The following is a 21,527-nucleotide window of genomic DNA, read 5'->3' as shown; positions in this document are numbered from 1 at the left end:
GTCAGCTTAACTGACTGGCATTAGTCTGAAGGTGGCTTTAGACAAAATGGATGTAGAGCTTGATTTTTAAATCGAGCTCACATTTAGACTTTTTTAAGTATTAATCTTCGATTCCTAAAAAACAGTCTTTAGATTTTGACTCATATAAGAAAGATAAAGGTAAATTTAGTTTCTCTTTGATAAGTTTAAACCATTGAATATCCTCTTTTTTAGGGATGTTACCGGAAACTATTAATAATTCATCACCTGGTTTTTGTGCTAATGGATGCAACTGGTATCTCAGTAATTGGCCTATTGCAGCTTCAATGTCTTGTCTAGCTGAACTTGTGTATTTTAACTCTGCAATTATGTAAGTATTGCCTTTTGTGAAAGTAACATCTCTACGAAATAAGCCATCACGGTCTTGTACCGTACTCTCTATATCTTTACTTTGTAACCATTTTTGAAAGTGCTTTTCCATTCTGGCTTCATTTAAAACCATCGTACTGTATTCGGGGTACTTCCTCCTTATTTCACTCGCATTAATAGCTCCTTGAAAAGCTTCTGCATTAATAGTATTCATAGTGTCAAATACTAGATTTTTTTTATCGAAGTCTCTAAAGTCAAAATTATTAATAATCTGATCTATCACATTCAAAGATTCAGTTAATGATTTTTGGCTAATTGCTGTAACTAATTCAATCGTAGGAAGCTCTTTACTCTGACCTTTTGAAATTGAAATATCGACAGATTGCGGTTTGCTTTCATTAATAAATGAGGTTATTTGATCCTCTTTATTTAAAGGGACAAATCTTACTTTTATTTCGTTTTGAATAGGCTTTGGAGTCACAGAAATACGACCAGCTTCTCCATTGCTACCAAAGACTATTTTTACTGGTGAATCTTTACGCCACTTTTTGGCACCCGCTTTATAATAGGTAGATATATGAATAGCTAATAGATTGCTAGGGTCAACAAAAAGGGGATTAGCTCTAAACCAATCTGAGGCTAATTCACTGCTTGATAATTTTGATTCATCTATGTTCATATTTTGTGTCCTTCGTGAGTATTCTAAATAAAGTTTGAATGCTTCCCTAAATCCAAATTTTTTCTAAGCATTTAGAGTTCATCATATCGTTAATCTCTATAAATTTTAGATATGCTTTTCCTTTTTTTAATGATTTATCGTTGATACCAAGTTCCGAATTTTGGTAAGTAATGGGCATGACATTTATATAGTGAAAGCTATCAAGTCTAATTAAAACCTTGTTTAAGCTGTCGTTACTAATTTTTGAGTTGAGCTTTTTTGATATGAGTTCATGAAGCGGAGTCAGTTCAATATCGGCGGTGTGCATATTTGTAAAGTGAACCTCTAAATTATCTTCACCATAATATTGATATACAAGTTCATTTGTACTGCAAATAAAAACAACTCCTTCACCTGCACTGATTTGATCTAAGATATTAAATAATCCTAAAGCTACTTTAATATCAATAGGTTTCAAATTGGGATTTGAAATCACGTTATTGGTAAAAGATTCAAAACTATCGGGAGCCTTGTCAAAAGAAAACCCTTTCTCACCATTGTTATTTTTAGTATATTTTTGCAGTAGTGGTCTATGTATATAGATTTTACTATTTTTTAGATGCTTTTGAGTGAGCTTAGTATTTTGATGCTTATTCTTTAAAACAATAGGGTTATCTACCGAGCCTGGTTTTAAATTTACTTCTTCCATATAAAGTCCATTTCAACGTTATAGTCAGTATATTGCTATAATATTCATTATAAAACAAACACTTATTTTTTTACGTTTGTTTTTCTAAATAAAAAAGAAAAAACTTTTTTATTTACTTTAAGTTCAATGGCTTATGCCGTTTTGTGTTTGCTTTTCTTACGTGATCTAAAAATATTTCACCCAGCTACTATGTACTCATTGATTAACAATAACTAGGTACATAGCATGAACACAACCCCTCAATTAAAACGTATTGTGGTACACTTTTCCACTGAATTATTAGAAGAGTTCGACGTAGAAGAGCTTTGGCAAGATAAGCTATTTAAAAAGGCTTTATGTAACGTTTCGGGCTTTAGCTATACAAATTTACAGGGCTTAGATGCTGATGATTTGATCTTGCGATTAGATCATTTAGCATTAAACACAATGCCTAAAACGTTACAAAAAAATGTGCATATATTTTGTAAAGCGTTTGATCTACCAAAAGCGGTAACTCCATTAGTTATTTTTTCGTGTTGCATGACGCTCAGTAAGCCATTGCGCGAACTTGTCGAATACTTACGTGACGATTACGCGAGCGTTATTTTAGAAAAAATAGCTTATGTGATTGGTATTGATGAAGCACTACTCAACAAGCAAATTGGATTAATCATTGAATCTGGCATGTATTCAATGGATATGGAGATATTTGCTGGGGAAGATGAGTTTTTAATATTACCAAACGCAATTGCTAAAAGTCTTCTCGAGGGTAAGTTAAATGGTGAAAGTGATATTTTATCTAACTTGGTTACCCCTTGTGAAGCTTCTGAACTTAGCGCTGCTGATTTATCTCACTTAGATTTAAATACTTTGCTTAAAGCTACGCAAAATGCGACTAAGACGGGTGGGCAAGCATTGAGTATTTTATTTTATGGTGTACCAGGTTCGGGTAAAACTTCATTGGCGAAATATATAGCGCAAGCCTGTGGTTCGCAGTTGCTAAAGGTGCAAGCTAAAGGTAGTAATTTAATAAACCCAACAAACGAGCTCGATAGCCGAAGCGCAAGCTCTGAGCTGCGTTTAGAGCACTTTAATGTGGTGAGTAAGTTGGTTGGCAAGCGTAAAAAAACAATGCTGTTACTGGATGAATGTGAAAATGTTTTTGAGCGTGATCTATTCTCTAAAAGTTTCTCAAAGGAGTTACTTCATACTTACATTGAAAATCACCCTGTAGTGAGTATTTGGATCACTAATCATCTAGAAGAGTTACCACAGAGCGTTATTAGGCGATTTAATATTGTTTACGAAATTCCTGAGCTAAACAAAACAACTAAAGAAAAAATGATTGGCAAATATGTTAAAGGTTTGAGTGTTGGTAACAGTTTTATAAGTAAATTAGCTGCCCAACAAAACTTATTGCCAGCTCATATTGCTAAAGCTGTTCATGTAGCTAGGTTATGCGGATTTAAAGCACAAACCGCGCGTGACTGCATAGAAGAGAATATTCAAGATACTTTAACTGCATGCGGCTTTTCGGCTCACGAATTAACTTATCAAGCAGCGCAAAAGTTTAATCCTAAAATGGTGAATATAGAGTCTGAGTATGCATCGCTAGAACAGGTAGAAGAGGCTGTAATTGAATATTCGAGTTCACGAACTCTGCTAACTGGCCCACCAGGCACAGGTAAAACAGCTTTTGTAAATTATTTATGCGAAAAAGCGGATTTTAAACTTATTTCAGTCAAAGCATCTGACTTATTAAGCAAGTGGGTTGGCGAAAGTGAGCAAAATATTGCTCAACTATTTAAACGAGCTACACAAGAAGGAAGTGCGATATTTATTGATGAGGCTGATGGTTTGTTGTGCAGCCGAGAACAAGCGAAGGCAAATTGGGAAGTGCAAACAGTTAATGAATTACTATGTTATATGGAGCAATTTCAACTCCCACTTTTTGCTGCAACTAACTTTGTTAAAAATTTAGATAAAGCGGTAATGAGGCGATTTGATTTTAATTTAAATTTAACCTATTTGACTCCGGTACAGGCTAAGCAATTATTTAAAGATACATTAGGCCCAGGAGTGTTAAATAAGCACCTAATGCATGAGTTATACAAGCTTACAAAGCTTACACCTGGTGACTTTGCGATTGTAAAAAGGCAAATGAAGTTTTCAAAAAAGCGCATGACTCAAGAGCGAATGTTATCGATTTTACAAGAACAAAACGATCTTAAAGAAGGCGGAAAGCAGAAGATTGGGTTTGTTATTTGAATCTGTAACATATTTTTCTACTATAAAGCATTGTATTTAAAGTTATAAACTAAAAGGGAAAGAGTTATGAGTGATACGAAAAGATCAGATTTATCAAAATTAAAAAAAACCAAAAGAACACCCGACTTATCCCAAAGGGAAGCGGCAAGAAAATGGCTTGAAGCTAATCCAAAAGTGTACAAGCTAGTATTAGAGATAATAGACTTTTGCGATCAATATAGAGTTGAAGGTGTTGAGTTCGGTTGGTTTAACCGAGAATCGAGCCATGTTTTTAAGTACGGCAAAGATTCAGTAGGCTCTAGGCTGAGTATTCGTTGCAAACAAATTGGCTGTACAATAACAGTAACGCTACCTCAATCAGAAAATATACCTAAAAGTATTCAGAATTTATTTGTTGAAGAGGATAATGAACTAAAACATAGAATATTATTTGAAGCTGATTTAGATAATCAGAGTAAGTACGATGAATTACTAAACATAATAAAAACAAATGTGATTGCTCCACTGTCAAACAATGATAAGTTTGAGCAAGAAGAGCCAGAAAAATATATTAATGAATTTATTAATAATATTGATAGATTAAGTAATACTACAGATACAGAGAGAGATGCACTTGTTAAGGTCAGAATTGGGCAAGGAAAATACAGATCTGCTTTAGATAAAATCTGGAATAATAGCTGCGCACTAACAGGCATAAAATGCAGAGATTTACTGCGCGCTTCACATATCAAGGCTTGGCGCGATGCTGAGGCCCACGAAAGAATAGACCCATTCAATGGCTTACTGCTTGCAGCACATTTAGATGCGTTATTTGATAAAGGTTGGATAAGCTTTGACTCGAATGGTTTTATCTTGATATCAGGCTTGATAAGCGAATCAGATTTAAATAAATTATCGATTGATAAAAGTATGCGACTTAATATGCCTCCAGAAACACACGAATACATGAAGTGCCACCGACGAAAATACAAATTTGCATGTTGATATAAAAGTTTATTAATGAATTTACAGCGTCACATTTCAATTTTAGAGCTTGTGCCCAAAGCGCCAAGCTCTATCTCGACTCAACAGCTACAGAAAAAGTTAGTTGAACGTGGCTTTGAGTTCCCCATCCGCATGCTCCAGCGAGACCTACAATCACTTTACGAGCAAGGTTGCTTTGGGCTTGAAAAAGATACCCGCAGTAAACCATATGGTTGGTCTATTAATGCGCAGTGGCGAGGTGGTAGCGCTAAAATTATGGGCAGTGAAGTGGCTGAACATTATTTATTGTTGGAGCAGTTATTACCACACTCGACCCCCAGTGATGTTAAGCAGTCAGTGCATATTAAAGCAGAGCAGGCGCTTAAACGTTTTAATGGGCATGTACCTGACTGGCTTGCAACCCTTCCTAAGCCTTCGTTAAAAGTGAATATTGATGCTCAGTTAGTGGCACAAATTGAGCATGCGATTAAGCATAAGCGTGCAGTGAGCGCTGAACTTTATAGGGTACTTTACGATGAAGCACATTGGTTGAAGTTTGCTGAGTTGAGTTTTTACAACTTAGTTGAGCAAGGCGGTGTGTTGATGGCGCAGTTTATGGTGGGGTCGCTTCACGATAAATGCTATCAAATGCCGATTTATCGCATTCGCAATATTCATATCCTGCAAAAAACACGAAGAGATCCAAGCACTGAGCAGTTAAAGTCATTACGCAGTGCGATTAATAAAGGTATGAAGCAAGAAACGATCGAGTTAATTGTAAAAGTGCCTAACCACTCTGCAGTTAATCAAGGTTTTATTGAACTTGGCGAGCTGATTGACAAGCAACATATTGATGAAAAAAGTGTATTACTTACCTACCAAACTATTGATACAGAACAACTAACCGATGAGCTATTTCAATGTGCTCATTGGCTTGAGGTTATTAAACCTGAAAAGCTGCGGCAAAGAATTGTTCATAAGCTTAAAGCGGCTACTGCAAACTACCTTTGATTAATTTAAAGTTTAGGTGCGTCAAAAATTGACGCACCTATTTGTTATGCTCCTTTAAAAGTTAAGGAGTGATTATGTTTCAATTAATTCAACAAAATGATGGTTTATCGATTGGTGTATTTGGTATTGGTGGGTGTGGCTGTAATACGCTTAACAGTATTTTTGAACAGCGCGAGTCTGAGCAGGCGCACTTGTATAGCGTTAATACCGACAAAGTGGTACTTGAACATACACAGAGTGATGAAGCAGTACTGATAGGTGCAGAGCTCACTCATGGGTATGGTGCAGGGGCAGATCCCAAAGTTGGACTGCAAGCTGCGGAAGAAAGTAAAGAGCAGCTTTTAACGTTAATTAATGGCTGCGATATAATACTCTGTGCAACAGGATTGGGTGGTGGTACTGGGACTGGCGCAAGTCCGTATATTGCACAACTTGCTAGTGAACAAGGTAAACCCATTATATTTGTTTCTACATTGCCATTTAGTAGTGAAGGGCAGTTTAGAAATAATATAGCGCAAGCAGGTTTAAATGAGCTTAAAGAGCATGCTAATGCTGTTATTACGCTCCCAAACGACCAACTGATTGAAGTGCTTGGTAACGATATAGGGTTATTCGATGCGTTTAAACACTCAAACCAAATACTTCACTCACTGATAAAATCATTAATAGACATGCTTTGTTTTCAAGGGCTTATTAATATTGATTTAAACGATTTTGCCAAAATTATGGATTGTCAGGGTGATGCTGTACTAGGTGTTGGTAAATGCGATGAAGAAAGCGAGCTTACTACTGCGCTTGATGGGGCACTTAACAATCCGCTGGTTAATCAAGTTGATATGTCATCAAGTACGGGTGTAATAATACAAGTAAATTGCAAAGATGAAATTTCACTGGGTAGTTATAATCTTATTACCGATACAGTGCGTCAGCAAGTAAGCTCAAATGCTTTAGTTATTTGTGGTGTTTCAAAAATAGAAAGCTTATCGACCAATTATGAGCTGTTGATCATCGCAACCGGTGCAAGCGCTAAGATGATTGTTGAACCTTTCAATAATGCGCCTAGTAGCGAAGTCGAACAGTCGCCAGCTGCAAGAGTTAAACCTCAAGCTTCTGATATTTTTGACATACCAGCGTTTATACGTAACCAAGCTCCAGCACCATCTGGAAAATAACTATTATTATATAGCTTAAAGGGTTGTTAGTTATTGCTTTCAGAGTCTGAAAACATTTTTCAGTGAGATACCTATGAACGTATATTTAGATGATGAAAGAGAAACATCAGCCGGTTGGTTACGAGCCTATTGGCCTGATGAAGTGATTGCATTTTTGAAGAGCGGCAAAGTAAAACAGCTCAGCCTTGATCATGATTTAGGTAATGATAACAAAGGCACTGGCTATGACGTTTTACTTTGGATTGAGCGGGCAGTGTTTATTGATGGCTTTGTACCACCAACAATAGCCGTTCATTCAGCCAATAGCTCAGCACGAATTAAAATGGAATGCGCAATTGCACAAATTAATTTACTGGCTAGGCATCAATGCTTGATGACACTACAAATGAGTCACGTTCTAAAGTGATCGCCACTGAGCGAAAAGCATCGGATATTTTTGATACCCCTGCTTTTAGAAGAAATCAATCTGCACCACCTAGTAAAGCCCTTTATAGGTTTTGTAATCAAAGACAAAGTTGTATAGCAATATGTAAGTACTACTCTAATATTTGCATAGGGCGGCTCTTTTTAAGCTTTTGGGTTTGCTGAACTATATTACCCCAGATAGTGGAATAATCACTTACTGTGCTTTTGACTTTGGCGATAAATTTATTTGAATAATCTAATTTTAAAAATGATTTTTTAGTCGTTTTGTTTTTTAACCTAGCCTGTATTTTTACTTCTTTGAGTACTTCCTTCTCAAATAGGGAAAAGTTTTTATAAAGTGCTTTAATATCAGTGTTATATATTTTATTCGAGTGGTCATAATGTTTACTCATCGGATCGTGATCTGAAACAGAGTGATGAAGCATTTTTTTGGACTCAATTTCAGCAATTGTTGATGACCCAATTTTTTTAGTTAGCACTTCTTTCATATGTGACTTTAAGAAGCTGCGAAGTAGTGTTGGAAATGCTCCGGCTGAGCCTTTTATATTTATGTTATCTCGCGGGGCCGCTACCATGTCTTTTGGCGCATGATATTTAAGAGTTCGGTTTAAACTCTCTTTACTAATGGGTTTTGAGTTGTCTTTAACCTTGCAAAATAAGTAGGTGCGGTTTATGTCTGGGTTTAATTTTAACTCTTGCTGTATTGCTTTTTTCATCTCGGGTGTGAGTTGTATTTTAAACTCTTTTTGGTTTTTCATAGCACCGCGAGTGGTATGGGTTGTTTCAGGAAACGTTAAAAATTTAGGATTATTTAAATCATCTATATACGACAGACGCAGGTTGCAAATATTTATAGGCCTTAGCCCTGTAAACATCATCAACAGAACAGCATTTATTAATGTATTATTTTTAGCTGTTTTTAGGTTTATGTATAGCTGAGAAATTAGAGATATTTCAGTATATGCCTTACAAGGAATAGGCTTCGCCGTTCTAGAAGATATATAATTATTGTCTACCTCTGGGAATGGATTAGTGCCGTTATTATATTTATTTTTTGCGAACACCCACAGTTTTTTCATCTGCTCGAATAGCTTAGCCACATGCGGACCACTTTTCTCTGTTAGTAGTTGGTCAAGCGTTGCTTCTATTATCTCAGGCGTAATAGTCTGAAATAACGTATTTTTACCAAATGCATTTTGAATTGCATTAAGGTAAGAGGTGTATGTTGTTACTGTGGTTTCAGCTAACTTGCTAGGGCTATGTTTATTAATTGCCTGTAAGTTTTCTATTTGTTTACTCACTACAAATTCGAATGTGTAATTAGAGGTGTTCTTTTTGTATATTTCGGCCGCTTTTAATTTCGCTGCTGAAAAACTCATATCATTAGAATCACCAATCTTTGTGTTTTTTATGCCATGTTCTTTTTTAAAATGAGTAAAAAATTTAATAATGCCATCATGCTGGAAGACAATTCTTATTTGATCTTTAAGTTGATATTTTGAAAGTCTTTTTCCTTTTTCTTGCGCCAATATAATAGTCGCAAGACTGGCTAGCTCTTCCATTGACTCGTCATTGTACGGTGGCTTAAATGCATTAAATTCAGCCATGCAAAGGTCACGACTTTTAATCGTGACCTCACATGGTTTTACTGAATTTAATACTGATGTTGCCATTAATATAAAAACCTTAAAAAAGTTAAAATCCTCAAATAATTGATGAGGTATCGCTCTAATAAGGCAATGATATGAAATTAGTTTTTTTTACAAAAACTTTGGTAAGTCGAAATTAAACTTTTTTTAATTATTTTTTGCTTTGGCCTCTTGGGCATTTAAATATCTCTCAACGACAGCTCTTCCCTCTGCTGTTAATATTAAATCTTTTGTTGTCCTTCCAGTGTCTCCAAGTGGCTGGTTGATGAAATTTACATAGCTACCTTTGTAAACTAAATAAGCTTTAATTCTATCTCTCAGGGCTTTTTTTACGTTATTTTCTTTAAGATTTTTAGCTTGATTACTTTGCATGCCGGTAAGTCTCATTTTTTGGCTTTCAAGCTCCTTCGCTCTTTTCAAAATACTTACTTCATGAATTTTAAAAACATTAAATTTTAATTTTGTAGAGGTTCCAAATAACTCTTCAGACCTATCATAGTTAAGCCCATTCGGATCATCGTTTTTTCTAAGGTGATGAAGCGCTAGTCGGGTTAGTTCTTCTGCATGTCTAAAATGGTAGCCGTTATCAACCATAATCGCTTTTGTGTTGGATTTAAAAAAGCTTCGACACATTGTGCAAAAGGCTCCAGCAGATCCTTTCATTACAATATTTCTTTGATCACCTTTTACTGCATCAACGGGTGAATAATCTTTTATCACCTTATCTAACGATCTTTTTGCAAATGGCTTTCTAACGTCCCGTGGCTGAAGAAATATATGAGTAGGATTACAGTTCGGAAGCGCATTTTCCATCCACGCTCTTTGTTCCAAAATAATCGCACGCATAGCTTTGGTTAATGGCAACTTGTATTCTTTTTGGTTTTTCATTTCGCCACGCACACCAACAACGGATGCTGGAAAGGTAATTAACGTAGGGAAATCGATACTATTGAGCCACTCCCATTTCATCTGCGGAATGTTGATTGGGCGTATACCTGTTAAAATCATAAATCGAGCAGCGTTCTTTTGATGTATATTTGGCGCTGATGCCAGGTTAATCCATAATTCAGCTATCGAATCGAGATCAGTATATGCTTGGCAAGGTCTAGGGCTTTCTACTCGGTCAGATACATAAAAGTCATCAATGTCAGTTGCTGGATTTTTACCAGAGTTAAATTTGTTTTTGGCAAATTTCCATACCCTCCTAATTTGTGCAAAAAGTACGATTGCCTGAGTATTTGACTCTGCCACAATAATGCGATCAATAATCTTTTCTAACTCGCCCGCTGTAAGTGATTTAAATGATTGATTAAGTGGAAAATGTTGCCTGAGTTTTTTCAACATGCATTGGTATGTTTTAAGAGATGACGCTGCAAACTTTGTCGGCGCAGTGTTATGGCGCTCAATTAGGCTTTTCTCGTAAGCATTAAAAACTGTTTTAACAGTGTGGTTGTTTAATACTCCCTCCTGCATTTGAGCAGTAAGCTTACATGCTTTTGTTATTGTTAATTCGGGCGTTTCACCTAACTTTGTATTTGCTATGTCAGAGGTTTTAGGGAAGTTAGAATAGTAAATGACATTACCAGATTTGGAAAAAATTAGTCGAATGTGGTGTTGCGCGTCATATTTTGACAATCGCCTAGTGCGATTTGTTTTAACGCCTTGTTTTAAATCACATTCCTCTTCATGAAGTATGATTTTTTTGGCCAGCGTAGCACACCGATTTATATTATGCATAGAAAAAGGCGCCTTTAGCTGTTTCCATTCTAGTTTAGCTTTGGTGTATTGGGCTTTTGTAAGCGTTGATAATGATTTTTTCATTTTGATAAAACCTAAAGAAATAAAAGCCTTACGGCGATTTCTATTGACTTAAATCAACAAAGCAACAAAGAAAAGTAGGCATAATTTGCGGTTGATGCTCACATCTAAAAACAAAAAAGTGTGTTACGAATGTGTGCTACGATTTAATAAAAAATAGTGGTTTTTTATTAAACTAATACGGATTAAAAAATAGCCTATAAATACTTTTTATTTTCTTAACCTATTGTTTTTAAATAATTTTAATTGAAAGGGCTACAAAGTGGCTTTACTTATAAATAATAAATGCATTAACTGCGATGTATGTGTAGATGAGTGCCCCAACAGCGCGATTTTTATGGGGTCAAAAACTTATCAAATAGACCCAGATAAGTGCACTGAATGTGTGGGGCATTACGATAAACCAACGTGTGTCATAGTGTGCCCTATTAATTGCATTAAAAGCGATCCTTTAAATAGGGAGTCACTTGAGCAGCTCGCACAAAAGTATGTAAACCTAGTTGAAAGTGAAGGCTGAGCACATAAAAAGGAACATATGCTTACAATTTTAGCAAAAAAATAGCTTAAACTACTTATTAATTATCGCGTTATCATTAATACCTCCTATACTGGAAGTAACTTGATTTAGTGTTTTTTGGTAGGGAAATTAATGTTTTTTTCAAAAGGTAAGCAAAACGAAATAGCCGCTTTAAAAGCCCAGTTGTACCCTTTAGAGCAAGTGTGGGAAGGGCTTTACAAAGAAATGCTGGTACTTAATGTACTTTATGATGGGCGAATTTCGCATGCTAACGATAACTTTTTAAACGCATTAGGTTATAACGAAGATAATTTAACAAATAATCAGCTAGGCGATTTTATTGCTGATCAGTCGCGGTTATCACCTGAATACGAAGAACTTGAAAAAGCATTCCAAAAAGAAGGCCACTGGAGTGGGGCTATTGAATTTGTTCGCCAAGATGGTAATGCAGAGTGGCTAAGATTAATTGTGCACCCAGTGGTGGGTGAGCAAAATCAATTATTGTATTTTTCGGTGTTTGGCACTGTACTTACTAAAACCATTACAACCTCTCGAGAACAAAGCGACACAATAAAAGCGATTTATCGCTCTATGGCTGTGATTGAGTTTGATTTACAGGGGCATGTGTTAACGGCAAACGATCAGTTTTTGTCAGCCATGGGGTACAGTGAATCAGAAATAATTGGCCAGCATCACCGGGTGTTTTGTGAAACCGAAGAAGCTAATTCGGCTGAATACCAACAGTTTTGGAGCAAGCTTAGGCAAGGCCAATTTATTGCCGACAGGTTTAAACGCATAGATAAATATGGCAATGTAATTTGGTTAGAAGCCACCTACAACCCTATATCAAATGATGCGGATCAGCTTTATAAGGTAATGAAATTTGCCACCGTAATTACTGAGCAAGTAAACCGTGAAATTGCTATTTCGCAAGCAGCCGAAATAGCCTATGGCACCTCTACAGAAACAGATAAAACCGCAGAGCGTGGCAGCTGCGTATTACAAGAAACCGTATCTGTTATGAACGAGCTGGCTGTAAACATGGAGCAAGCAGCTAATGAAATTTCGGCGCTGGATCAACAATCTCAACAAATAGCGAGCATAGTACAAAGCATAAGTAGTATTGCAGAGCAAACCAACTTACTTGCACTCAATGCTGCTATAGAGGCCGCGCGTGCAGGAGAGCAAGGGCGCGGCTTTGCTGTGGTTGCTGATGAAGTAAGGCATTTAGCGTCAAGAACATCAAAAGCAACAGAAGAAATTGTGGAAGTGGTACAGCGTAATCAGTCACAAACCCAAAGTACGGTAGCGGTTATTGAGCAAGGCAAAGAAAAAGCAGAGCAAGGTTTAGCGCTTTCTAAAGAGTCGGGTGAGGTTATGGCAGAAATTCAAGATGGAGCCCAAAAAGTGGTTAATGCGGTAGGGCAATTTACCAGCCAATTAAACTCTAATAACTGATTGAGTAAATACCTTAAAACAACAAGCATAAAATAAAACCGCGAAAGCGGTTTTTTGCTTTAACAAGAGTGCGTACCGGCACATATTAAGTAATTTGAACTGTGGAAAATAAACCTATCTCTGGCTAGAAAAAATAAATTTTACCATCACTGGAATTCAATCTGTTAGTAAATCTCTTAATCGGAGTTCAGCTTAAGTAAAGCGGCGGGTAATATTTTTATAACAAGGGGTTATTTCCACTTTAGGTAGCATTAAATAGCTTAAAAACGGGTGCATAAACCCTAATAAGGTTAAATAGTGAGGTGTGAGTTATTTTTTAACCACAGTTGAGACTAAATTAAGCCAGGCGTTAAAAATACATTAAGTTTCGCCATGTAAACTTTGCAGCAATTTGCCATTACGTACTGCAATACGCTAATGGATCACTGATTTGCTTAGCCTAAGCAATGTAAATGGAATAGCTGTAAAAAATGATTAATTGCCTACGTCATTACCCTTTATCTAAAGTATATAAATCTTTATTTTGCGCATCACTTATTACCTCAAGCCCATTTAGCTTAGCTGATGATGCTGCCTCACAAAACGCTAAAACTCTGCTTAAAAAAAATATGGAAGTAATTGAGGTACGGGGTATACGCTCAAGCATGGCTGAGAACTTAGATGTTAAGCGTATGTCTGGCTCTGTGGTGGATGCAATTACAGCCGAAGATATTGGCAAATTTCCTGATAAAAATGTAGCGGATTCGTTGCAGCGAGTACCTGGCGTTGTTATTGAACGCGATGGCGGAGAAGGGGCATCGGTGAGTATTCGTGGTTTATCATCTGAGCTCACATTTACTCAGCTTAATGGCAATTTTATAGCCTCATCACCTGGGGAGCCTTCACGCTCGTTCGATTACACTTTACTGCCTTCTGCCATGATAGAAAGCGTAGAAGTGTATAAATCGCCCGAAGCGCGTTTAGATGAAGGCGGCGTGGGCGGCACAGTATTAATGCATAGCCGCAAGCCTTTAAGCATGGAGGCAAACTCAGGTGTATTTAACGTTGAATCTACTTACGCCGATGTGACAAAAGAGTACGAGCCGCAATTTAGTGGCTTATATTCGTGGAAAAATGACAACGACACCTTTGGCGTATTAGTGGGTTATACCTATCAAGAGCGTACTAATCGCACTTTAACAGGCAGCACCGATGCAAATGTATGGCGTTACACGGGTGGCGGTCAACCGACTGATATTAATGGAAATGCCGTTGATAACAATAACGGTTGGGATACGATAAGTGATGCCAGCGGTAATCGTTATGATAGCGTGTGGTTTCCGCAAGTTGTACGTGGCTCAGTGCTTAATGAAAAACGTGAGCGTGAAGGTATTCAATTTAGTACACAATGGCGCCCGACTAATCGCTTAGAACTAGGATTTAACTACTTTGGCTTTACACTCGGACAAGACAGAACCGAATCAGTCATTGATATTCCTGAGTGGTCACTCAATCCTGATTTTTTAACCGCAGTAAACTTGGATGAAACAGGCTCCATTGCAACGGGTATGCAATACAATGCCAGTGCTAGCGGTGTTGAAAACGATATGCAATTTCCGTGGATGCGTGGCAGTTATGTACGAGAAGAGTCTACCTCCGATACTATCGATTTTAATTTAACCTATGAAGGCGATAGCTTTAAAGCCCGCTTTGTTATTGGTAACACTCAATCTGAGGGCGGCCCTGAAGAAAGCTGGGAAGCCGCTTATAAAAGCTCAAACGCCGGTGAAAACGAAACCGTTATTCAAAATGCATCGCAAAGCGCTGCGTGGTCTTTAAATAAAAATAATGTATCGCTGAGTATTGACCCCAACACATTAGCTAACTTGCAAAGTGGCTTGGGCGGCGGGCGTGATGCTGGTTCGTCAAATTCAAGCTTTGTGCGCAGCGAACTCGAAGAGGATTATTATCAAGCCGACATCGACTTTTATGTTGATTGGGGGTTTTTAAAAACGATTAGAACCGGGGCTAAATATCGCCATGCCAACTTACACCGCGAGACCGGTAATACGTTTTTTTTAGATCCTAACTTTGATATTGCTGCAGGTGAAGCGAGTGAGCAAGGTATAACGCAATTTGATAGCTACCAATGGAATGGCGGTATGCCACTTGCCGAGGATGTGTTTATTAATCAAACCAATATAGTTGGCGGGTTTAATATAAACCAAATGCCCAGCATAGATTGGGATAAATACCGAGATTTAGTAACCGACAACTACACGCCTTATACCCGCATAGAAGATAACTTTGTATACGATATTGAAGAAAAAATATCAGCGTTTTACATTCAAGGCGATTTTGAATTTAGTGAAGTAAGAGGTAATTTAGGTGTGCGCGTAGTACAAACTAAAACATTAACCTCTTCTACCGATTTATATACTTATCAACTTGATCACACCAATGATGAAACAGGCGAGCCGGTAACTGGCGATGCGCGTTTTGTAGAAGACTATCAGTTGGTTACACAAAAAAACACCGACACACAAATTCTACCAAGCTTTAACATAGCCTGGGATGCCACCGACGATTTAGTAATTAGAGGCGCTATTGCTAAAGTGATGGCGCGACCAGATTACAGCGATTTAGGCTCGCAGCAGCGTATTACGTTTGTATCTAATGAATGGGCAGAAGACAGAGCAGCATTCAACGAGCTTGCAGGCTTTAGTGGCAGTGGCGGTAATAAAAATTTAAAACCTTTTGAATCAGTGCAGGCCGATTTATCTATTGAATATTATTACGCCGAGGGCTCTGCATTGGGGTTAGCGCTGTTTCATAAAAAGGTTGATAACTTTGTTGTGCCGCTGGTAATAGATATGCAGCAAGAGTTTGCAGGCAAAGAAAATATAGTAGAGAGCGGTGTAATTACCGTTGCGCCATACAGCACAGTGGGTAACGGCACCGATGCGGTATCAAAAGGGGCCGAAGTATTTATTCAACATGCATTTGCAGGTGGTTTTGGTTTTTATGCTAATTACACCTATAACAAAACCAATAAAGCCGATGTAAGTGTAAATGGTGAAGAATTTGGCCAATCACCTTTAATAGGAAGCGCTAAATACCAATACAACACCTCCGCTTATTACGAAGGCGAGTACTTTACTCTTCGCGCGTCGTACAATAAACGCGGTGAAACAGTACTTGGCTTAAACAGCGGTTTAAATGTATACCAAGACCCTTACGAGCAAGTTGATGTAAATGCCGCCATTAATATATCTGATGGCTTAAGTTTAACAGCCTCTGTTATTAACTTAACTAAATCGGAAACTGTTACGCGTTTAGGTGATGATAGCGAAGCGCGTTTATTAAGTTCAAGTTACTCAGGTAGACGCTACTACGCGGGTATAAATTATAGTTTTTAAATAAAAGCCCACTATACGTTTTTAGCACACTAACCTTGTTAATGAATAGCATGACTATTATGATGAAATTATTATAAAAGGATGAAGAAAATAAATTAATGAGTTACCAACCGTTTATAGATGATTCTGCTTCGCTAATCGAGTTTACGCGTGTGTATTTAGCGCTTTTTTATACGTTTGTGGCGGGGTTTTACACCGTTAGAATTATTTATAAAAATCGTTCAACGCCTGCGGGTGTTATTTTTCCTGGCGCTAAGTTTTGTACTAGCTGGTGGAATCATATGGCGTTTAAGTTTTTTAGAGCTGCTATATGGTTTGTGTGTGTGCTGCGTGTGTTTGTGCCTGCCACCGATAACTACTTAGGTATGTTTTATACCTTAAATGGGTGGCCGGGTGTTATGTTTGGCAATATTATGCTCACGGCGGGCTTTGTGCTCAGTATGGTTGTTCATTTTCATATGGCCTCACTTTGGCGCTCGGGTATAGACCCAAATGGGCCTCAAACGCTTAAAACTACCGGGTTATATAGTTTTTCGCGCAACCCTATGTATGTTGGTGTGGCAACTGCTCAGCTGGGGTTCTTTTTAGCATTACCAAGCTTATTTAGCTTAATTTGCCTTGCTGTGGGCTTATATGCGCTTTATAAACAAATAGCCGTTGAAGAAGCGCATTTAGTCACGCGTTTTAATAATGACTACCTAAAATATAAGCAAACCGTACCGCGCTGGTTGTAGGTTATTCAACGGTTGCTTTTATTTGCAGATGGCTATTTATAAAATCTTGCTTTGAAAGCGGTTTAGAATATAAGTAGCCTTGAATGTAATCACAGCCCAACGCGATTAATTGTGCTTGTTGGGTTGGTGTTTCTACCCCTTCGGCGACCACTTCTACCCCTAAGTTATGCGCCATAGTAATAATGGCTTTAATTAGCGCTATACTGCTGCTATTGGCTTCAATATTTTGTATAAACGATTGATCTATTTTAAGTATATCAATGTCTAACTGCTGCAAGTACGCAAGCGAAGAGTACCCAACACCAAAATCATCAATGGCAATGTCTATATCAAGCGCATTAAGGCGTTTTAAATGGTGCTGAATCGCGTTATCTGGGTCCATTAAGCTGTTTTCAGTTATCTCAATTAATATAGTATGAGGTGGCAAATTATAAAGTTTGCACGCCTCTACCCATTGGGTAACCCAAATACCGTCGCGATCAATTTCTAAAGGCGAGGTATTTACACTAATTTGCACCGGTGTATAGCTTAGTTTATTAAACTGCACCGCATCGCGAACAGCTTGCGATTTAACCCATTCGCCTAGCTCTTTTATCAAACCATTTTGCTCTGCTATATCGATAAACTCAACAGGGCCAATAATGCCTCGCTCTGGGTGGTTCCAACGGATCAGCGCTTCAGCTTTTTTTAGCGTACGTGAATGGGGGTCCCATATTGGCTGATAGTAAAGTTCAAATTGGTTGTTATTTAAGCCAATGCGTATTTCTTCTATAAGGCGGCGCTTTTCAATCGCCAGTTCTTCCATTTCGTATGAGAAAAACTCAAACCTGTTTCGCCCCTTACTTTTTGACAAATACATCGCTTGGTCGGCTCGTTTAACTAAGGTTTCGACCGATATGCCATCATGCGGAAAAAACGCCACGCCTATACTCGCGGTTACCTGCACATGTTCGTTTTTTATGGTTATCGTTCGGGTCAGGCTTTTCATTACATCGTGTGCAATGTGCGAAACCGCTGTTGTATCGCTTATTCCTTTTAGTATTAGGGTAAACTCATCACCGCCTAAGCGCGCCACTATGTCTTGCTGTTTTAAGCAGCGGCGAAGTCGCTTAGCCACTTCGTGAAGTAATAAATCACCAAAGTCGTGGCCTAAGCTATCGTTTACTTCTTTAAAGCCGTCTAAATCAATAAATACCAAAGAAAATGGTTGTTCAGGTGTGCTTACAAGCTGTTGCAGGTGCTCATAAAAATAACGGCGGTTAGGTAGGTCGGTTAAGCCATCTTGATAGGCATATTGATGCAGCTGAACATTGGCATTTTCGAGCTCTTTTGTTCTTCGTTTTACTTGGTTTTCTAGTAGGTTATCGCGCTGTTCTATAGTTTGCAGCATGGTATTAAAACAGCTAGTTAGTTTACCTACTTCATCCTTTGAAAGCTCTTTTGCACGTAAGCTATAGTCGTTAGATGAGGTAATTTGCTCTGCTGTTTGTGCTAAATATAAAATGGGGTTTAAAAAACGTTTTCTGAGCATTAGCGATACAAGCAAACTTAAAATAAAGCTAAAAATCATTAAAACAATAATAAACCGGCCATAAAAAGCGGCTCTGTCGTTTAGGTCGCTGTCGTCGGCGCGCACAATCAGCGTACCGTAGCGTTGAGCGTCTATTGTTAATGGCGTTTTTACTTCTATTGTATGCGGGGCTGAGCTTGCTTGGCTGTATTTAGGCGATGTTACGCTTGCAAGTTGTTGGCTAAAATTGTTTATCACTTCTACCGATACAATATCGGAGCGCATTAATAGCGGCTCAATCAGCTCTTTTATTGCGGCGGTGTCGTAAAATATTAAAGCAGTACTAATATTGGGGGCTAATATTTGCGAGAGTGATTTTAGGCTTTGTGTTTGTTCTTGTTTTGCGGTTTTTAGCTCATAGGCGCTAAAAACCGCAGTAACCGTAGCCGTAGAAATAAGCGCAACACTCATTAAAATAAACAGCAGCTTTTTACTCATTGAGTTGAGTGAGAAGTAGTTTTTCATTATTTACCCCTCAACTACACGTGCTAGGCGCAGCACTTTTGAGCTCATAGTAATGCCTGCCTTTTTAAGCTTGCTTGGGGCAACTTCAAAGCGCACCTTACTACTTGAAAGAAAAAATCGAATATGTCCTTGTGCGGCTATAAAGCCATCGGTTTCGCCAACTATCATTGTATTTTTTAAATTAAGCGCGGGGTGGGCATCTAACCACATGTTATAGGTATTATCAGTAATAAATACTATATCACAGCCCTCAAGTGCAGTTGTCTCAAGGGGAGTTAGTTTATTTCGTAAGTGGCGTTTATGTACTTTTCTGTTTTCTAGGGCGGCATTTGCTATTGCTATAAATTGGCTGTCGGGGCTACAAATTAAAAAGTCGGAGCCGTTTTCGGATGCAGATTTCCATTGCCCTAAGCGGGCAAAGTTATATAAAAAGCCTGCTTTAAGCACATATTCTTTTTGCACCGCAAACGCGCTTGAGCTTGTACAAAGCGCAAGGCAAAAAAATAGGTAAAGCAATCGATTTAAAGGCTTAAGCATTGGCTCTCTTAAAATGTTGCACTAACAGAAAACGTGACACACTCGTCTATGTAATTAGGAACCGTAAATGTTTCGCGAGTATTGGCGTATTCTATGTGTGAGCCTGCAAATAAATTTTTGCCTGATACTGCTGTGGCCCAGTTATTGTTTATTTTCCAGTTCCATGTAAGGTCTACAGCGGTGTAGTTATCTGTATTGTAAGTGCTTGAATTTTCGGCTCTTAGCGTGGCAAAAATAGAATGCTGCTCACTTAATTGGTAATTCAGTTTAGTAAATAATTGTCTGTTTACTGAGTTGTAGCCAATAGTAGGGCGCGTTGCATTAGGTAAGTCGTAATCTATTTTTGTATAGCTGTAGCCAACTTCGCTGCTTAAGTCGTCCATTAGTTGCATCGAGAACAATAAATCACCGCCGGTTGTGGTGGTTTCACCTACTGAAACAAAGTCGTAATCTAAGCTTGTTGTTTGAAGCGCCGCAAATGCTTGCGATACTTCCCCGGCTAAGTAAAAGTTTAATGCAGGTATAAATTGTTCTACATGAGGGTTTAAGCTAATTACGGCCACATCATCCGCTTGCGTATTAAATGCAGAAACATCTAAAGACCACTCCGCCTTTGATATACGGTAGCCTAGCTCGTACGAGATATAATTTTCGGCTTTTACGTTATCGTTACCATTTAAAAATGTAGCTATATGGTATTGATCTATTTCAGCAATACCCGACTGCATGCCAATAACGTCTGAGATTTTTTGGCCATTTACTCTAAAGTTATCGTTAAATTCAATTAATGTAGGAATACGCACGCTTCGTGAAATTGAACCCCACGCTAGATGCTCGCTATTTGGCTGATAGGTAAAGCGGGCAAGGGGTTGGTTTTCCCAACCGGTTAAATCGTTATGCTCTATTTTTGTGCCTACAATGAGGTTTAACGTATCTGGAATAACACTGTATTGCGCTTGTAGCATGGCACCGTATTGATGAAGGTCCTCTAGGTCTTTATCGCTATTAATAAAAATGCTGTCTTGAAAAGAAATATCATTAAATCGATAATTAAGCCCCCAATCTACCTGGAGTGCACCGGTAATAAAGTTCATTTGATAATCAACGTCAATCGATTCAAAATCTTCATTTATATAGGGTTGTTCACCATGTTGTTTAAGCCACGACATTTGCAGCATTTGGTTTGCATTATCTGAAAGGCGATGCTCAACACGGGTCATTATTCGCGTATCGCGCCTATCTGCAATAGTTGGAAACTGCTGGCTGCGGTTAGACGCATCTACTACCCCAGTAAGGTTTTGGCCGTGCTCTGTGTGAGTATGATCCCCTTGCAGGAGGATTGACCACTCATCGCTTGGCGTAAAATCAGCTCTAAAGCCGCCAGCGTGCTGTTTAGTAAAGTCATTAGGTTTAATGCGGCTGCCTTTTTTAGAAGGTGCGGTATTTTTAGTATTATAGTAGCCCCTGTAACTACCAATATCAGAAATATCACCACCATGGCGAAGGCTTATGTCGGCATTTATTTGATTACCTGTAATTGCTTTAGCGTAAGTGTTGCGTGTATCTAAGCTATTTTTAGTAATGATATTGATCACGCCGTTATTTGCGTTATTACCCCATAACAACCCGCCCTGACCACGAATAACCTCAATGCGTTCAATATCGTATAAAGGCACATGCAACGACTCCCAATACACAGCTGCAAATTTGGGGGTATATAGGCTTTGCCCATCTATCATTACTAATAATTTGCTGGAATACCGTGAAGCAACACCGCGTGCAGAAATAGCCCATTGATTGTTATCAAGTTGTCTTACGGTAAGGCCTGGCACCATTTTTAATGCCTC

16 protein-coding genes are annotated in these 21,527 nt (G+C 38.1%); 9 read left to right on the top strand and 7 right to left on the bottom strand.

Annotation, left to right across the window (positions count from 1 at the left end):
* Positions 1–100 precede the first annotated feature (100 nt).
* Positions 101–1,027, bottom strand: a complete 927-nt coding sequence (locus B4F91_RS18960) for a hypothetical protein (RefSeq protein ID WP_179808111.1) — start codon at positions 1,025–1,027, stop codon at positions 101–103.
* 46 nt (positions 1,028–1,073) lie between these two features.
* Positions 1,074–1,715, bottom strand: coding sequence for a hypothetical protein (locus B4F91_RS18955; protein ID WP_286938594.1), 642 nt, complete (start codon positions 1,713–1,715; stop codon positions 1,074–1,076).
* Between the two features lie 225 nt (positions 1,716–1,940).
* On the opposite strand from B4F91_RS18955, the gene B4F91_RS18950 reads away from it, so the two are divergent.
* The 5 genes from B4F91_RS18950 (at position 1,941) to B4F91_RS18930 (ending at position 7,514) form a co-directional block, all read left to right on the top strand.
* Positions 1,941–3,962 (top strand): AAA family ATPase, encoded by a 2,022-nt coding sequence (locus B4F91_RS18950; protein WP_286938595.1) that lies wholly within the window; start codon positions 1,941–1,943, stop codon positions 3,960–3,962.
* 66 nt (positions 3,963–4,028) lie between these two features.
* Positions 4,029–4,946, top strand: coding sequence for an HNH endonuclease (locus tag B4F91_RS18945; protein WP_286938596.1), 918 nt, complete (start codon positions 4,029–4,031; stop codon positions 4,944–4,946).
* Positions 4,947–4,961: 15 nt separating this feature from the next.
* Positions 4,962–5,936, top strand: a complete 975-nt coding sequence (locus tag B4F91_RS18940; protein WP_286938597.1) for a helix-turn-helix transcriptional regulator — start codon at positions 4,962–4,964, stop codon at positions 5,934–5,936.
* A 74-nt stretch (positions 5,937–6,010) separates the two neighbouring features.
* Complete coding sequence (locus B4F91_RS18935; protein WP_286938598.1) at positions 6,011–7,108, top strand: cell division protein FtsZ; 1,098 nt, start codon at positions 6,011–6,013, stop codon at positions 7,106–7,108.
* Positions 7,109–7,181: 73 nt separating this feature from the next.
* A complete protein-coding gene (locus B4F91_RS18930) occupies positions 7,182–7,514 on the top strand; it encodes a cyclic-phosphate processing receiver domain-containing protein (protein WP_286938599.1) in 333 nt (110 codons plus the stop codon).
* Between the two features lie 130 nt (positions 7,515–7,644).
* On the opposite strand, the gene B4F91_RS18925 is transcribed toward B4F91_RS18930, so the two are convergent.
* Positions 7,645–9,207, bottom strand: a complete 1,563-nt coding sequence (locus B4F91_RS18925) for a tyrosine-type recombinase/integrase (RefSeq protein WP_286938600.1) — start codon at positions 9,205–9,207, stop codon at positions 7,645–7,647.
* A gap of 123 nt (positions 9,208–9,330) precedes the next feature.
* On the bottom strand, positions 9,331–11,004 hold the full coding sequence (locus B4F91_RS18920; RefSeq protein ID WP_286938601.1) for a hypothetical protein: 1,674 nt from the start codon (positions 11,002–11,004) through the stop codon (positions 9,331–9,333).
* A 259-nt stretch (positions 11,005–11,263) separates the two neighbouring features.
* Between B4F91_RS18920 and B4F91_RS18915 the strand changes: the two genes are divergently transcribed.
* From B4F91_RS18915 to B4F91_RS18900, 4 genes are all read left to right on the top strand, one after another.
* A complete protein-coding gene (locus B4F91_RS18915; RefSeq protein WP_024032926.1) occupies positions 11,264–11,518 on the top strand; it encodes a YfhL family 4Fe-4S dicluster ferredoxin in 255 nt (84 codons plus the stop codon).
* A gap of 132 nt (positions 11,519–11,650) precedes the next feature.
* On the top strand, positions 11,651–12,976 hold the full coding sequence (locus tag B4F91_RS18910; protein WP_248451909.1) for a methyl-accepting chemotaxis protein: 1,326 nt from the start codon (positions 11,651–11,653) through the stop codon (positions 12,974–12,976).
* A 470-nt stretch (positions 12,977–13,446) separates the two neighbouring features.
* Positions 13,447–16,374 (top strand): TonB-dependent receptor, encoded by a 2,928-nt coding sequence (locus B4F91_RS18905; protein WP_286938602.1) that lies wholly within the window; start codon positions 13,447–13,449, stop codon positions 16,372–16,374.
* Positions 16,375–16,472: 98 nt separating this feature from the next.
* Complete coding sequence (locus tag B4F91_RS18900) at positions 16,473–17,108, top strand: methyltransferase family protein (protein WP_055255594.1); 636 nt, start codon at positions 16,473–16,475, stop codon at positions 17,106–17,108.
* A gap of 1 nt (position 17,109) precedes the next feature.
* On the opposite strand, the gene B4F91_RS18895 is transcribed toward B4F91_RS18900, so the two are convergent.
* The 3 genes from B4F91_RS18895 to B4F91_RS18885 form a co-directional block, all read right to left on the bottom strand.
* On the bottom strand, positions 17,110–19,143 hold the full coding sequence (locus B4F91_RS18895; protein ID WP_286938603.1) for a bifunctional diguanylate cyclase/phosphodiesterase: 2,034 nt from the start codon (positions 19,141–19,143) through the stop codon (positions 17,110–17,112).
* A 3-nt stretch (positions 19,144–19,146) separates the two neighbouring features.
* Complete coding sequence (locus tag B4F91_RS18890) at positions 19,147–19,680, bottom strand: YfiR family protein (RefSeq protein WP_286938604.1); 534 nt, start codon at positions 19,678–19,680, stop codon at positions 19,147–19,149.
* A gap of 8 nt (positions 19,681–19,688) precedes the next feature.
* Positions 19,689–21,527, bottom strand: a 1,839-nt coding sequence (locus B4F91_RS18885; protein WP_288636182.1) for a TonB-dependent receptor plug domain-containing protein, incomplete at its 5' end; no start/stop codon positions are given.

Origin of the sequence: Pseudoalteromonas sp. UBA6610 (assembly GCF_002433295.1) — a bacterium.
GTDB lineage: Bacteria > Pseudomonadota > Gammaproteobacteria > Enterobacterales > Alteromonadaceae > Pseudoalteromonas > Pseudoalteromonas atlantica.
The sequence above is the reverse complement of the archived record's forward strand: the minus strand, read 5'-3'. Positions and strand labels throughout refer to the sequence as shown.

Excerpts from the sequence above, each read along its gene's own strand:
- B4F91_RS18960 (WP_179808111.1), bottom strand. The coding sequence starts at position 1,027 with ATGAACATAGATGAATCAAAATTATCAAGCAGTGAATTAGCCTCAGAT.
- B4F91_RS18955 (WP_286938594.1), bottom strand. The coding sequence starts at position 1,715 with ATGGAAGAAGTAAATTTAAAACCAGGCTCGGTAGATAACCCTATTGTT.
- B4F91_RS18950 (WP_286938595.1), top strand. The coding sequence starts at position 1,941 with ATGAACACAACCCCTCAATTAAAACGTATTGTGGTACACTTTTCCACT.
- B4F91_RS18945 (WP_286938596.1), top strand. The coding sequence starts at position 4,029 with ATGAGTGATACGAAAAGATCAGATTTATCAAAATTAAAAAAAACCAAA.
- B4F91_RS18940 (WP_286938597.1), top strand. The coding sequence starts at position 4,962 with ATGAATTTACAGCGTCACATTTCAATTTTAGAGCTTGTGCCCAAAGCG.
- B4F91_RS18935 (WP_286938598.1), top strand. The coding sequence starts at position 6,011 with ATGTTTCAATTAATTCAACAAAATGATGGTTTATCGATTGGTGTATTT.
- B4F91_RS18930 (WP_286938599.1), top strand. The coding sequence starts at position 7,182 with ATGAACGTATATTTAGATGATGAAAGAGAAACATCAGCCGGTTGGTTA.
- B4F91_RS18925 (WP_286938600.1), bottom strand. The coding sequence starts at position 9,207 with ATGGCAACATCAGTATTAAATTCAGTAAAACCATGTGAGGTCACGATT.
- B4F91_RS18920 (WP_286938601.1), bottom strand. The coding sequence starts at position 11,004 with ATGAAAAAATCATTATCAACGCTTACAAAAGCCCAATACACCAAAGCT.
- B4F91_RS18910 (WP_248451909.1), top strand. The coding sequence starts at position 11,651 with ATGTTTTTTTCAAAAGGTAAGCAAAACGAAATAGCCGCTTTAAAAGCC.
- B4F91_RS18905 (WP_286938602.1), top strand. The coding sequence starts at position 13,447 with ATGATTAATTGCCTACGTCATTACCCTTTATCTAAAGTATATAAATCT.
- B4F91_RS18900 (WP_055255594.1), top strand. The coding sequence starts at position 16,473 with ATGAGTTACCAACCGTTTATAGATGATTCTGCTTCGCTAATCGAGTTT.
- B4F91_RS18895 (WP_286938603.1), bottom strand. The coding sequence starts at position 19,143 with ATGAAAAACTACTTCTCACTCAACTCAATGAGTAAAAAGCTGCTGTTT.
- B4F91_RS18890 (WP_286938604.1), bottom strand. The coding sequence starts at position 19,680 with ATGCTTAAGCCTTTAAATCGATTGCTTTACCTATTTTTTTGCCTTGCG.